General features: G+C 66.8%; 15 protein-coding genes. 11 read left to right on the top strand and 4 right to left on the bottom strand.

The window, feature by feature from the left end; translation table 11 throughout:
* Nucleotides 1-31 precede the first annotated feature (31 nt).
* From SNE35_RS28855 to SNE35_RS28835, 5 genes are read left to right on the top strand one after another with little or no spacing between them, the layout of a single operon-like run.
* The gene (locus tag SNE35_RS28855) at nt 32-358 is read left to right on the top strand and encodes a (2Fe-2S) ferredoxin domain-containing protein (protein ID WP_320426517.1); all 327 of its coding nucleotides are present in this window, start codon (nt 32-34) and stop codon (nt 356-358) included.
* The gene (locus SNE35_RS28850) at nt 359-982 is read left to right on the top strand and encodes an alpha/beta hydrolase (RefSeq protein WP_320426516.1); all 624 of its coding nucleotides are present in this window, start codon (nt 359-361) and stop codon (nt 980-982) included. It abuts the gene before it with no gap.
* A gap of 26 nt (nt 983-1,008) precedes the next feature.
* The gene (locus SNE35_RS28845) at nt 1,009-2,169 is read left to right on the top strand and encodes a D-alanyl-D-alanine carboxypeptidase family protein (RefSeq protein WP_320426515.1); all 1,161 of its coding nucleotides are present in this window, start codon (nt 1,009-1,011) and stop codon (nt 2,167-2,169) included.
* Nucleotides 2,170-2,203: 34 nt separating this feature from the next.
* Nucleotides 2,204-3,094 carry a D-amino acid aminotransferase gene (locus tag SNE35_RS28840; protein ID WP_320426514.1) on the top strand — a complete coding sequence of 297 codons (891 nt, stop codon included), beginning with the start codon at nt 2,204-2,206 and terminating at the stop codon, nt 3,092-3,094.
* Nucleotides 3,091-3,375: a DUF493 family protein gene (locus SNE35_RS28835; RefSeq protein ID WP_320426513.1), complete on the top strand. Its 285-nt coding sequence runs from the start codon at nt 3,091-3,093 to the stop codon at nt 3,373-3,375. Before SNE35_RS28840 ends, SNE35_RS28835 begins: the two co-directional genes overlap by 4 nt.
* Nucleotide 3,376: 1 nt before the next feature.
* Here SNE35_RS28835 and SNE35_RS28830 read toward each other — a convergent pair whose 3' ends face one another.
* The gene (locus SNE35_RS28830; protein ID WP_320426512.1) at nt 3,377-4,018 is read right to left on the bottom strand and encodes a tetratricopeptide repeat protein; all 642 of its coding nucleotides are present in this window, start codon (nt 4,016-4,018) and stop codon (nt 3,377-3,379) included.
* Nucleotides 4,019-4,042: 24 nt separating this feature from the next.
* Here SNE35_RS28830 and lipB point away from each other — a divergent pair, with 24 nt between their 5' ends.
* Both lipB and lipA read left to right on the top strand, forming a co-directional pair.
* A complete protein-coding gene (gene lipB, locus SNE35_RS28825) occupies nt 4,043-4,714 on the top strand; it encodes a lipoyl(octanoyl) transferase LipB (RefSeq protein WP_320426511.1) in 672 nt (223 codons plus the stop codon).
* A gap of 13 nt (nt 4,715-4,727) precedes the next feature.
* On the top strand, nt 4,728-5,720 hold the full coding sequence (gene lipA / locus SNE35_RS28820) for a lipoyl synthase (RefSeq protein WP_320426510.1): 993 nt from the start codon (nt 4,728-4,730) through the stop codon (nt 5,718-5,720).
* Between the two features lie 4 nt (nt 5,721-5,724).
* Here lipA and SNE35_RS28815 read toward each other — a convergent pair whose 3' ends face one another.
* The 3 genes from SNE35_RS28815 to SNE35_RS28805 all read right to left on the bottom strand — a co-directional run bounded on the left by SNE35_RS28815 (nt 5,725) and on the right by SNE35_RS28805 (nt 8,922).
* A complete protein-coding gene (locus tag SNE35_RS28815) occupies nt 5,725-6,237 on the bottom strand; it encodes a TlpA disulfide reductase family protein (RefSeq protein WP_431312803.1) in 513 nt (170 codons plus the stop codon).
* Nucleotides 6,238-6,281: 44 nt separating this feature from the next.
* Nucleotides 6,282-7,463 (bottom strand): sensor histidine kinase family protein, encoded by a 1,182-nt coding sequence (locus tag SNE35_RS28810; protein WP_320426509.1) that lies wholly within the window; start codon nt 7,461-7,463, stop codon nt 6,282-6,284.
* 196 nt (nt 7,464-7,659) lie between these two features.
* Complete coding sequence (locus SNE35_RS28805; protein WP_320426508.1) at nt 7,660-8,922, bottom strand: CaiB/BaiF CoA transferase family protein; 1,263 nt, start codon at nt 8,920-8,922, stop codon at nt 7,660-7,662.
* Between the two features lie 57 nt (nt 8,923-8,979).
* Here SNE35_RS28805 and SNE35_RS28800 point away from each other — a divergent pair, with 57 nt between their 5' ends.
* Genes SNE35_RS28800 through ptsP form a run of 4 tightly spaced genes read left to right on the top strand, consistent with a single transcriptional unit; the run spans nt 8,980 to nt 12,031 of the window.
* Nucleotides 8,980-9,486, top strand: a complete 507-nt coding sequence (locus tag SNE35_RS28800) for a hypothetical protein (RefSeq protein WP_320426507.1) — start codon at nt 8,980-8,982, stop codon at nt 9,484-9,486.
* A gap of 55 nt (nt 9,487-9,541) precedes the next feature.
* Nucleotides 9,542-9,907, top strand: a complete 366-nt coding sequence (locus SNE35_RS28795) for a PTS sugar transporter subunit IIA (protein WP_320426506.1) — start codon at nt 9,542-9,544, stop codon at nt 9,905-9,907.
* Between the two features lie 17 nt (nt 9,908-9,924).
* Nucleotides 9,925-10,194 (top strand): HPr family phosphocarrier protein, encoded by a 270-nt coding sequence (locus SNE35_RS28790; protein ID WP_320426505.1) that lies wholly within the window; start codon nt 9,925-9,927, stop codon nt 10,192-10,194.
* A gap of 52 nt (nt 10,195-10,246) precedes the next feature.
* Nucleotides 10,247-12,031, top strand: a complete 1,785-nt coding sequence (ptsP, locus tag SNE35_RS28785; protein ID WP_320426504.1) for a phosphoenolpyruvate--protein phosphotransferase — start codon at nt 10,247-10,249, stop codon at nt 12,029-12,031.
* Nucleotides 12,032-12,201: the final 170 nt, after the last annotated feature.

Here is a 12,201-nt window from a genome sequence, read left to right as displayed (position 1 = left end):
TCGGGTTTACCCACATGCCTACAATGAAGCCATGAGTTATTTCCAGCGCCACATCTTCTTCTGCCTGAACCAGCGCGACAACGGAGAGAACAGCTGTGCCCAGCATGGCGCGCAGGCTGGCTTCGACCATTGCAAGAGCCGCGTGAAGAAGCTGGGCCTGGCCGGGCCGGGCGGCGTGCGCGTCAACAAGGCTGGCTGCCTGGACCGCTGCGCCGGCGGGCCGGTGGCGGTGGTGTACCCCGATGCGGTCTGGTACAGCTTCGTCGACAACAGCGACATCGACGAGATCGTCGAGAGCCACCTGAAGAACGGCGAGGTCGTCGAGCGCCTCGTCCTGCCCGCGAACATCGGCAAATAAATGAACGCACAAACCGAAAAGCGCTTGATCGCCGGTCCTGCCGGGATGATCGAGTGCGCCCTCGACAAGCCAGCCGAGGGCACGCCGCCGCGCGGCCTGGCGCTGATCTGTCACCCGAACCCGACCCAGGGCGGCACGATGGACAACAAGGTCGTCCAGACCCTGGCCCGCGCCTTCCTGCAACTCGGCTACCGGACCGCGCGCTTCAACTTCCGCGGCATCGGCAAGTCCGAGGGCGGCTGGGACGAAGGCCGCGGCGAGATCGACGATGCGCTGGCCGTGCTGCAGGCGGTGCGCGAGCCGGGTGAAGCGCTGGTGCTGGCCGGCTTCTCTTTCGGCGGCTACATCGCGTCGCAGGCGGCGCTGCGCATTCCCGGCGATGCCAAAGCCGAGCGCATGGTGCTGGTCGGCCCCGCGGCGAGCCGCTTCGATACCGCGCCGGTGCCGCCGGACACGCTGGTGATCCACGGCGAGGTCGACGACGTCGTGCCGCTGCAGGCGGTGCTGGACTGGGCGCGGCCGCAGTCGTTGCCGGTCGTCGTCGTGCCTGGCGTCGGACATTTCTTCCACGGGCAGCTGCCGCTGCTCAAGAACCTGGTCGTCCGCAACTGGACTCCCGCTTAACCCTTTTTCCCGCAGTCCCCTCCCGAATGAAGAAGCAATTGATCGCCCTGGTCGTGGTTGCCACGGCCGCCCTGAACGTTTCCGCGCAAGCTCCGCAGCCGCCCGAGCTGGCCGCCCGCAACTACATCCTGCTCGACGTCACCGCCAACAAGGTGCTGGCCGAGCGCGACGCCGATGCGCCGCAGGATCCCGCCTCGCTGACCAAGCTGATGACGGCCTACGTGGTCTTCGACGCGCTGAAGCAGAAGCGCCTGACCCTGGAGCAGACGCTGCCCGTTTCCCGGCGCGCATGGGAGGAATCGAGGGGCGGCAGGTCGGGTGAGTCGGTGATGTTCATCGACATGACGATGACCCCGACGGTTGACCAGTTGCTGCGCGGACTGATCGTGCAGTCTGGCGGCGACGCGGCGGTGGCGCTGGCCGAGGGGGTGGGCGGATCGGTCGAGCAGTTTGTCGAGATGATGAACCGCCAGTCTCAGGCCTGGGGCCTGAAGAACACGCATTTCACCAATGTGACCGGCATCACCGACGCCAGCCACAAGAGCAGTGCACGCGACGTCGCGGTCATCGCCACCCACATCATCCAGGACTTCCCGCAGTACTACCCGTACTACTCGCAGAAGGACTTCACCTTCAACAAGATCAAGCAAGGCAACCGCAACGTCCTGCTGACCCGCGATCCCAGCGTCGACGGCATGAAGACCGGCTACACCGAGGCCGCCGGCTATTGCCTCGTCGCCAGCGCCCAGCGCGATTTCCCGAACGGCAAGCGTCGCCTGCTGAGCGTGGTGATGGGCACGGCCTCGAAGGAAGCGCGCGCCAGCGAGAGCCAGAAGCTGCTGAACTGGGGCTACACCGCCTTCGACGCTGTACGCCTGTTCGAGGGCGACAAGGCGGTCAGCACGGTGCCCGTCTGGAAGGGCGCGGAGAAGACGGCCAAGCTCGGCCCCGCCGGCCCGGTCTACGTGGCGGTGCCGCGCGGCGAGGGCGGCAAGTTGCAAACCCAGATGGAGCACACCGATCCGCTGGTCGCTCCGCTGACCAAGGGCCAACGCGTCGGTACGCTGAAGGTCACGACCGCATCGGGCGCGCCGGTTGCCGAGGTGCCCCTGGTGGTGCAGGAACCGGTGGAACTTGCCGGCCTGTTCGGCCGCGCGTGGGATGCCCTGCGCCTCTGGATCAAGTGATCTAATCGACAACGCTTCACAGGAGCCGCGCACGATGACGACGATGAACGCAGCCGTCCTGCCCGATCTGCCCTCGTACCTGAACGGCGCGTACCAGCCGCTGGCCGAGGCCAAGGTGTCGGCGATGGACCGCGGCTTCATCTTCGGCGATGGCTGCTACGAGGTGCTGCCGGTCTACGGCGGCCGGCTGTTCCGCTTCGACGAGCACATGGACCGGCTGGAGCGCAGCCTCGCCAAGCTGCGCATCCCGTGCCCGCTGCTGCGCGCGCAGTGGCTGGAGATCGCACGGCGCCTGATCGCGCAGGTGCAGGCCGAGGACCAACTGGTCTACCTGCAGGTGACCCGCGGCGTGGCGATGCGTGCGCACGTGATGCCGCAGGACATCGAGCCGACCTTGTTCGCCTACGCGGCGCCTTTCGCCGGCGTACCGGCCGAGATGCGGCACCACGGCGTCGCCTGCATCACCGCGCGCGATTTCCGCTGGGAGCGCGGCGACATCAAGAGCATCTCGCTGCTGGGCAATGTGCTGGCGCGCCAGATCTCCGCCGACCAGGGCGCCGCCGAGACGATCATGCTGCGCGACGGCTTCGTCACCGAGGCTTCGTCCTCGAACGTCTGGATCGCCAAGGAAGGCGCGCTACTCGGGCCGCCGAAGAGCGAGCAGGTGCTGGAAGGCATCCGCGTCGAGCTGCTGCGCGAGCTGTGCGAGGAAGTGGGCATCGGCTACAACTTGCGGCCGATCTCGGAAGCCGAGCTGTTCGCTGCTGACGAGATCATGCTCAGCTCCGCCGGCCGCGAGCTCCTGCCGGTGACGACGCTGGACAAGCAGCCCGTGGGTCACGGCGCGCTGCACGGCAAGCCCGGCCCGGTCTACGCGCGGCTGCACGAGGCCTATCAGCGCGCCAAGAAGATCCAACTGACATGAATATCAACAAAAACATCCCGCCCGAAGAATCGCTGATCGAGTACCCATCCAAGTTCCCGATCAAGGTGATGGGCGAGCAGGCGGATGGCTTCGTTGAAGCGATCACGATCGTGGCGCAGATGTTCGATCCGGGCTTCGACGCCTCGACCATCGAGCAGCGCCCCAGCAAGGGCGGCAAGTACCTGGGCCTGACGATCACCGTCACCGCCACCAGCCGCGAGCAGCTCGACGAGCTGTACCGCACGCTGACGACCCACCCGATGGTGAAGGTCGTTCTCTAAGCTAAGAGCTTGTTCCGATGAGCTGGTCCAGCTCCCGAACCTTGTAGGGCGCGGCATCGTCGCCGTTCTTCGCCGCGATGTCGTACCAGTAGCGGGCCAGGCGCAGGTCCTGCGTGACGCCTTCGCCGGTCTCGTACATCGATGCGAGGATGTACTGCGAACCGACGTCACCACCCTTGGCGGCCTCCCGGTACCAGTGCGCGGCCTTCGCCATGTCGTGCTCGACACCGCGTCCCATGAAGTAGTTGGTGGCGACGGCCTCCTGCGCCGTCACGTCGCCATGCTCGGCGGCGCGCAGGTACCAGCTGAACGAGGTCGCCAGGTCGCGCTTGCCGTCCAGGCCCTGTTCATAGAACTGCCCCAGCGCCCACTCCGCGCTGACGAAACCCTTTGCCGCGGCACGCTTCAGCAGGCGCTGGGCCTCGCGCAAGTCCGGCTTCGGCAGCTCGCCGCGGATGTGCATCATCGCGAGGTTGTATTCGCCGACGGGCACGTGCTTGCCAGCCAGCGCGCGGAAGCCCTTGGCCGCGGCGGCGTAGTTGCCGTCCTCGTAGCTCGCCAGGGCGGCGGCGAGCGCGTCGGGCGATGAATAGGCCGGGCCTGCGGCGAGCAGGGCGATCAGGAGCAGTGAAGGCAATCGCATGAGGCGGACGCTAACATTTCGCGCATGATCGTGAAAACTCTGGGTCGTGTGGACTACGCGGCCACCGTTCAGGCGATGCAGGCCTTCACAGCCGAACGCAGCGCCGACGCGCCGGACGAGCTCTGGCTCTGCGAGCATCCGCCCACCTACACGCAAGGCATCGCCGGCAAGGCGGATCACGTGCTGGACGCTGGCGGCATTCCCGTCGTACAGACGAACCGCGGCGGCCAGGTGACCTATCACGGGCCGGGCCAGGTCGTCGCCTATCCGCTGGTGAACCTGCAGCGCCTGGGCTGCTTCGTGCGCGAATACGTCTACCGCCTGGAAACGGCCGTGATCCAGACGCTGGACGGCTATGGCGTCACCGGCCACCGCGTTGCCGGCGCGCCGGGCATCTACGTGCGGCCGCAGGAGCCCGGCTCGCATGCGGCGCTGACCGGCCCCGCCGATCCGCTCGATCCGTTCCGCGGGCTCGGGAAGGTGGCGGCGCTGGGCATCAAGGTCAGCCGGCATTGCACCTACCATGGCCTGGCGCTGAACGTGGCCATGGACCTGGCGCCCTTTCACGGCATCAACCCTTGCGGCTACGCCGGGCTTGAAACGGTCGACCTCGCTACACTCGGGGTTTCTACGGACTGGCCCACAGCGGCCCAGCGCCTCGGGGAGCGTCTTGCGGCGCACCTGACGAGCGCCTGATAACGAGGCCTGCATGGCAACCGAGAACATCACGCACGAAGCAAAGAACGCGGCCGACTACGACGCGACCGCCAAGCAGAAATCGCAGGCCAAGACGGCGCGCATCCCGATCAAGATCGTGCCGGCCGAGACGCTGAAGAAGCCGGACTGGATCCGCGTGAAGGCGGGTTCGCCCTCCACCCGCTTCTACGAGATCAAGCAGATCCTGCGCGAGCACAAGCTGCACACGGTCTGCGAGGAAGCGTCCTGTCCGAACATCGGCGAATGCTTCGGCAAGGGCACGGCGACCTTCATGATCATGGGCGACAAGTGCACGCGCCGCTGCCCGTTCTGCGACGTCGGCCACGGCCGACCGGATCCGCTGGACGTGGACGAGCCGCTGAACCTGGCCAAGACGATCGCCGCGCTGAAGCTGAAGTACGTGGTCATCACCAGCGTCGATCGCGACGACCTGCGCGACGGCGGCGCCGGCCACTTCGCCGAATGCATCAGCAAGGTCCGCGAGCTGAGCCCGCAGACGCAGATCGAGGTGCTGGTGCCGGACTTCCGCGGCCGCATGGACCGCGCGCTGGACATCCTGAAGGCCGCGCCGCCCGATGTGATGAACCACAACCTCGAGACCGCGCCGCGCCTGTACAAGGAAGCCCGCCCGGGCTCCGACTACCAGTTCAGCCTGAACCTGCTGAAGCGCTTCAAGGAAGCCGTGCCCGGCGTGCCGACGAAGAGCGGCATCATGGTCGGTCTCGGCGAGACGGACGAGGAAATCCTGCAGGTGATGCGCGACATGCGCGAGCACGGCATCGACATGCTGACGATCGGCCAGTACCTGGCGCCGTCAGGCCACCATTTGCCGGTGCGTCGCTACGTGCACCCGGACACCTTCAAGATGTTCGAGGCCGAGGCCTACAAGATGGGCTTCACGCACGCGGCCGTCGGTGCGATGGTTCGTTCCAGCTATCACGCGGACCAGCAGGCCCACGCAGCGGGCGTGCCAGCAGTCGCTTGATCGATCAGCCTTCGGCGAGCAGCTTCTCGACCAGGCCGTGCAGGGCCGCGAAGTCGGGCTCGCCGACGTAGCGCTTGACGATCTCGCCGCGCTTGTTGATCAGCACCGTCGTCGGCGTCAGCTGCACGCGGCCGAACTGGCGAGCGATCTCGCCGGTGTTGTCGATCGCTACGCCGAAGGGTAGCTTGCGGCTCTGGGCGTAGCTGGCAACGAAGGCCGGCGGGTCGTAGCTCATCGCCACGCCCAGCGTGTCGAAGCCGCGGTCCTTGAACTTCTCATGGGTGGCGATGATCTGCGGCATCTCGTGCATGCAGGTCTCGCAGCTGGTGGCCCAGAAGTTCACCAGCATCACCTTGCCCTTCCATTGGGAAGAAGCGGCCTTCGCTCCGTCCAGCAGCACGTAGTTCACCGGCGGCGCCATCTCGCGCTTGCCCAGCGTGTCGTAGGCTAGGGCGGCCGCGCCGGCGAGCAGGGCGGCGATGGCGATGGGGACGAGGAGGCGGCGCGTCGGTTTCATGAGCCGGAAGTTTAGTCCGGCAGCGCACATCCTGCTCGCGGGCTTCAAATCCCTCGGGCCATCTCGAACAGCAGCATCGAGGGCAACAATTCCGCCAGATCTCTGCGCGCTATTCGCCCAAGTCCGTCGGCGCTGGCGCTGGAGGGCAGCATGGCCTGATCCCCGTCCAGCACCTCGACGAAGCTGAAGTTCGGCACCTCGCGCAGCACCCCGGCGCGCAGCGTGTCGAGCGCGGGGCCGCGCTGGGCGGTGTCGAACAGGATGCCGTGCGGCAGGCCATCCTGGCAGAACGTGGCGGCTTCCTCGGCCGAAGTGACGAGGTCGATGATCAGCCCCATGTGCGCCACGGCAGCCAGGATCTGCTGCTGCAACTCGCGGCTGCCGGTCACGATCAGCAGGTGGCTGCCGGCCAAAGGCTTCGAATTGCCCGAGTGCTGGTGCGTCTCGAGCGGAAGGGTATTCGGCGCGCCCGCGAGCGCATCGAGATCGGGTTGCGCATCGGAGAAGCCCGGCTCGTCGCTGACCGGGTGGGCGAACTCCAGGATCAGCACGGTGATGCCGTGCTCGTCTTCGCGGACGGGCTGCACGCCCATCGTCAGCGCGGTCTGCTCGACCAGGCGCCAGGCCAGCGAGTTCAGCCCGGCGGATTGCGACGCATCGGCGGCGTACGGATCGTCCGCCATGTCCAGCGCCCGGTTGGCGAAACGGCAGACCAGCCGCGCCTTGACCGGCCAGGGCGTCAGGTCCAGCCGCAGGTCGATCGACGAATGGGTGCCAGCCAGCGCCCAGTCCATCAGCGCATTCAGCAGCGAGAACATCAGCGCGCCGTCGGCGATCACTTCGACGGGCTTCAGCATCTGGCGCACCTGGACGCCACGGGCTTGCGTCTCGCGGCTGCGGTGCGCCAGCACGCCGCGCAGCAGTTGCGTCAGGTGCAAGCGTTCACGTGAGAGCCGCAGCCGGCCGGAGGCGAGCCGTGCCAGCTGCTGGCCGACCATGCCGGCCTCGCGCGCCTGGCTGACGGATTCACGCAGCGCGCGAAGGCTCTGACGGTCGATCTGGCCGGTGTTGATCAGGCTGTGGATGCGCTCCAGCGCGGTGCTCAGCGGCCCGGCGATCTCCGCACCGAGCTGCTGGACGATGTCCGCCCATTGCAGTTGGCCGGAGCCCTGCGCGGCATCGTTCGCCGCCGCGGCAGCGCTGGGAGCAGGGGACGGGGTGGACATTGCGGGAGGAGGAGCTGCAAGAAGTGCGGGATTGGGGATTGATTGCGGCGCGATTTCGCGGTTGCAAGCCATGGTTCCGGCTCGCCCGTGTAGCGTCCATCCCGCGATCGGGTGGAATCATCGTCGCGCGGCTCGATGAGCGGCGGCGCGTGTGATTCTTCACGCCACCCGGGCCGATGCCCGTGGCGTGGCGGTGTCAGCCGACGACGCCCTCGTGCAGCAGCGTGTCGATCTGCTGCGCGTCGCAGCCGATCTCCGCCAGCAGTTCTCGGGTGTGCTCGCCCAGCAGCGGCGGGGCTCGCCGGTAGGCCACGGGCGTCACGGACAGCTTCAGCGGGCTGGCGACTAGGCGCAACTGCTCGGTCAGTGGATGAGGCATCGCCACTGTCATGTCGCGCGACTGAACCTGCGGGTCCGCGAAGGCCTCGGCCAGGTCGTTGATCGCACCGCAGGGGACGTGCGCCGCCTCGAATTGGCCGAGCCAGTCCTGGCGCGGGCGCGTCTTCAGCACGGCGGCGATCTGCGGCACCAGCAAGTCACGGTGGCGGACGCGGTCGGCGTTGCGGGCGAAGCGCGGGTCCTGCGCCCAATCGGGGCGGCCGGCGATTTCGCAGAACTTCGCGAACTGGCCGTCGTTGCCGACCGCCAGGATCAGATACCCGTCGCTGGCCTCGAAGGTCTGGTAGGGCACGATGTTCTGGTGCGCATTGCCCATGCGGCCGGGCGCGCGGCCGGTGCAGAGGTAGTTGGCGCCTAAGTTAGCGAGCATCGCGATCTGGGTGTCCAGCAGGGCCATGTCGATGCGCTGGCCCTGGCCGGTGGCGTCGCGATGCCGTAGGGCAGCGAGGATGGCGACCGCCGAATAGAGGCCGGTGAACAGGTCCGCCACGGCGACGCCGACCTTCTGCGGGCCGCCGCCGGGCAGGTCGTCGCGCTCGCCGGTGACGCTCATCAGGCCGCCGAGGCCCTGCACGGCGTAGTCGTAGCCCGCGCGTTCGCGGTAGGGCCCGGTCTGGCCGAAGCCGGTGATGGAGCAGACGACGAGACCGGGGTTCTCGGCCATCAAGGTCGCGGCGTCGAGCCCGTAGCGCGCCAGGTCGCCGACCTTGAAGTTCTCGACCAACACGTCGGCGCCGCGAGCGAAGCGGCGGATCAGGTCCTGGCCCGCGGGATTCGCGATGTCGATTGCGATCGAGCGCTTGTTGCGATTGGCGCCAAGGTAGTAGGCGGCTTCTGCCGTGTCGGCACCCTGGTCGTCCTTCAGATAGGGCGGCCCCCAACTGCGCGTGTCGTCGCCGTTGCCGGGGCGCTCGACCTTGACGACGTCGGCGCCCAGGTCGGCCAGCGTCTGGGTGCACCAGGGGCCGGCCAGCACGCGGGAGAGATCGAGCACGCGGACGCCGGCGAGAGACATCGGCGGCAGGGGGGTGGAGGGCGGCAGTTGATCGTCGTTCGGCATGGCGGCGATTGTGGAGCAGCCCCCGCGGACGGGCTCTTCGACTTCGATAATGCCGCCATGACGATGAAGCGATGCTGCGTTCTGCTGGTTTCCGTTCTGGGCCTCGGCGCCTGTTCGCCCAGTCTCGACTGGCGCGAGGTGCGCCCCGAAGGCGCGGAAATCCAGGCCATGTTTCCGTGCAAGCCGGAACAGGCGAAGCGGCCGCAGATGGGCCTGGTCCAGTGCAAGGCCGCGGACCTGAGCTTTGCGCTGTCCTGGGCAGAGTTGCAGGAGCCGGCCCAGGTGGAACCCGCCCTGGGGCAGATGCGCCGATCGCTGGCTGAGAAGCTGGGCGCGTCGATCGCAGTGCCGACACAGGCGGTGCAGGTGCCGGGCATGACGCCGAATTCGCAAGCTCTGACCCAGCAGTTGACGGGCGCCAAGGAGCAGGCGCGAGTGGCCGTATTCAGCCATGGCCTGCGTGTTTACCAGGCTGTGATGCTGGGGCAGCGGGCCGCGGGCAACGATGCAGCCTGGAACAGCTTCTTCGGCTCGCTGAAATTCATCGAATCCGGGCGCCCGTGATAATGCGGCCATGCCCGGATTGCTGTTGATTGCCCACGCACCACTTGCCTCCACCATGAAGGCGGTGGCTGAGCACACGTTCCCGAACTGTTCGCCCCAACTGGCCGTGCTCGATGTGACGCCCGCGATGTCGCCGGAGGATGTCGAGCGCGAAGGCCGTGCGCTGATGGCGCAGTCCGCCCACGCCGAGTGGCTGATCCTGACCGACGTGTTCGGCGCCACGCCGAACAACGGCGCGCGCCTGCTGCTGGATCCGCAAGGGCAGCGGCGCCTCGTCAGCGGATTGAATGCGCCAATGCTGTGGCGCTCGCTGTGCTACGGCGACCAGCCGCTGGATGCGCTGGTGGGTCTGGCCGCCGAAGGTGGGCGGGCTGGCGTCGTCGTGGCTGATATTCCCGCTCCTTCCCCGAAACCCGAGTAAGTCGTCTTCATCCATTCATGATCAAGTCCACGCTCACCATCAGCAACAAGCTGGGCCTCCATGCCCGTGCATCCGCGAAACTGACCAAATTGGCCGGCGCGTTCAAGTGCGACGTGTTCATGAGCCGGAACAACCGGCGCGTGAATGCGAAGAGCATCATGGGCGTGATGATGCTGGCGGCGGGCATCGGCTCGCAGGTGGAACTGGAGACCGATGGCGCCGATGAGCAAGCCGCGCAGGATGCGATCACGGCGCTGGTGAATGACAAGTTTGGCGAAGGCCAGTAAAGAAGAAACCGCCCGGGCGCAAGGCCCGGGAACGCGCTGCTAAAGTCGGCGCATGAGCTTCCAGGTCTTCGGCATTCCGGTATCACGGGGCGTGGCCATCGGCCGTGCCGTGCTCGTCAATTCCAGCCGCGTTGACGTCGCCCATTACTTCATCGCCGAGGACCGGATCGAGGCGGAGATCGCCCGCGCGGTGAGTGCTCGCGACGAGGTCGTGCGGGAGCTGGAAACGCTGAAGGCCGATCTGCCCAGCGATGCGCCGCACGAACTGGCGGCCCTGCTCGACGTCCATCTGATGCTGCTGCATGACGACGCGCTCACGGGCGCGACGAAGCAGTGGATCATCGAGCGGCACTACAACGCGGAATGGGCCTTGTCTGCCCAACTCGAAGTGCTGGCCCGACAGTTCGACGAGATGGAGGACGACTATCTGCGCGAGCGCAAGGCCGATCTGGAGCAGGTGGTTGAACGCATCCTCGGCGCCTTGGCCCGCGAGCAGGGGCGCAACCCGGTCGATGCCGCCAGCGTCGTGCAGCGTGATTTCGCCGGGGAGGATCCCTTGCTGCTGGTGGCGGCCGACATCGCGCCAGCGGACATGATGCAGTTCAAGCGCAGCATCTTCCACGGCTTCATCACGGACATCGGCGGCAAGACCTCGCATACGGCGATCGTCGCGCGCAGCATGGATATTCCTGCGGTGGTCGGCACGCGTGAAGCTTCGCGGCTGATCCGACAGGATGACTGGGTGATCATCGATGGCGATGCGGGGGCCGTGATCGTCGATCCCTCACCGATCGTGCTCGAGGAGTACCGCTTCCGCCAGCGTCAGAGTGAGCTGGAGCGCGCCAAGCTGGCGCGGCTGCGTCACAAGCCGGCGCTGACGCTGGACGGCGAGCACATCGAACTGCACGCCAACATCGAGATGCCGGCCGACGCGCCGGCGGCCGTGGAAGCCGGCGCCACCGGTGTCGGGCTGTTCCGCAGCGAGTTCCTGTTCATGAATCGCGATGGCGAACTGCCGAGCGAAGAGGAGCAGTTCGTCGCCTATAAGGCCGCGGTCGAGGCGATGCGCGGCATGCCGGTGACGATCCGTACCGTCGACGTCGGTGCCGACAAGCCGCTCGACCGCATGAGCGCGCACGAACTGCGCCACGAGCACGTGCTCAATCCGGCGATGGGGCTGCGCGCGATCCGCTGGAGCTTGGCCGAGCCCAGCATGTTCCGGCAACAGCTGCGTGCCATCTACCGCGCCAGCGCCTTCGGCAAAGTGCGCCTGCTGATCCCGATGGTGGCGCACCTGAGCGAGATCCGGCAGATCCTCGAGACGATCAAGAAGGTGCAACAGCAGCTGACCGACGCGGGCCATGCGTTCACGAAGGTGGACCTCGGCGTCATGATCGAGATCCCGGCTGCCGCGGTGATGCTGCCGCTACTCCTGCGTCACGTGGACTTCGTGTCGATCGGCACGAACGACCTGATCCAGTACACGCTGGCGATCGACCGCGCAGATGAGTCTGTCGCCCATCTCTACGATCCGTGGCACCCGGCCGTGCTGCAGCTGCTGGCAAGCTCGATCGCTCACGCGCGGGCGGCGGGCAAGTCGGTCAGCGTCTGCGGCGAAATGGCCGGCGATTCGGCCTTTACTTTTCTGTTGCTGGCGATGGGGCTGCGGAGCTTCTCGATGCACCCCTCGCAGATCCCCTCCGTCAAACAGCGCATCCTGCGGGCCGATGCGGGCCGCCTGTCCAGCTATCTGGCGGATGTGCTCGACAGCGATGATCCCCAACGCAGCGCCGAATTCGCCTTTGCTGCGTACCGCACCGAGAGCAAGTTGCAGTAATTTCTGCTGAGGACTTGCTCGTCCCAAAAAACCTGTGCTACAATAGAGGGCTTCGCTACACACAAACCGCCTCGGCGGGTGCGGTGAAGGGAGTAGGGATTTGGTTGGCAGTGGTATGGCTAACCGGCGTTTCTAGTTTGATCGAACGGCTTTTTGAGGTGTTCGAAAGA

The sequence above is a fragment of the Roseateles agri genome (assembly GCF_034043675.1).
Taxonomy (GTDB): Bacteria; Pseudomonadota; Gammaproteobacteria; order Burkholderiales; family Burkholderiaceae_C; genus KK5.
This window is presented reverse-complemented; position numbering and strand designations above follow the sequence as displayed.

Excerpts from the sequence above, each read along its gene's own strand:
- SNE35_RS28850 (WP_320426516.1), top strand. The coding sequence starts at position 359 with ATGAACGCACAAACCGAAAAGCGCTTGATCGCCGGTCCTGCCGGGATG.
- SNE35_RS28815 (WP_431312803.1), bottom strand. The coding sequence starts at position 6,237 with ATGAAACCGACGCGCCGCCTCCTCGTCCCCATCGCCATCGCCGCCCTG.
- SNE35_RS28845 (WP_320426515.1), top strand. The coding sequence starts at position 1,009 with ATGAAGAAGCAATTGATCGCCCTGGTCGTGGTTGCCACGGCCGCCCTG.
- ptsP (WP_320426504.1), top strand. The coding sequence starts at position 10,247 with ATGAGCTTCCAGGTCTTCGGCATTCCGGTATCACGGGGCGTGGCCATC.
- SNE35_RS28790 (WP_320426505.1), top strand. The coding sequence starts at position 9,925 with ATGATCAAGTCCACGCTCACCATCAGCAACAAGCTGGGCCTCCATGCC.
- SNE35_RS28810 (WP_320426509.1), bottom strand. The coding sequence starts at position 7,463 with ATGTCCACCCCGTCCCCTGCTCCCAGCGCTGCCGCGGCGGCGAACGAT.
- SNE35_RS28840 (WP_320426514.1), top strand. The coding sequence starts at position 2,204 with ATGACGACGATGAACGCAGCCGTCCTGCCCGATCTGCCCTCGTACCTG.
- SNE35_RS28830 (WP_320426512.1), bottom strand. The coding sequence starts at position 4,018 with ATGCGATTGCCTTCACTGCTCCTGATCGCCCTGCTCGCCGCAGGCCCG.
- SNE35_RS28855 (WP_320426517.1), top strand. The coding sequence starts at position 32 with ATGAGTTATTTCCAGCGCCACATCTTCTTCTGCCTGAACCAGCGCGAC.
- lipB (WP_320426511.1), top strand. The coding sequence starts at position 4,043 with ATGATCGTGAAAACTCTGGGTCGTGTGGACTACGCGGCCACCGTTCAG.
- SNE35_RS28805 (WP_320426508.1), bottom strand. The coding sequence starts at position 8,922 with ATGCCGAACGACGATCAACTGCCGCCCTCCACCCCCCTGCCGCCGATG.
- SNE35_RS28795 (WP_320426506.1), top strand. The coding sequence starts at position 9,542 with ATGAAGGCGGTGGCTGAGCACACGTTCCCGAACTGTTCGCCCCAACTG.
- lipA (WP_320426510.1), top strand. The coding sequence starts at position 4,728 with ATGGCAACCGAGAACATCACGCACGAAGCAAAGAACGCGGCCGACTAC.
- SNE35_RS28835 (WP_320426513.1), top strand. The coding sequence starts at position 3,091 with ATGAATATCAACAAAAACATCCCGCCCGAAGAATCGCTGATCGAGTAC.
- SNE35_RS28800 (WP_320426507.1), top strand. The coding sequence starts at position 8,980 with ATGACGATGAAGCGATGCTGCGTTCTGCTGGTTTCCGTTCTGGGCCTC.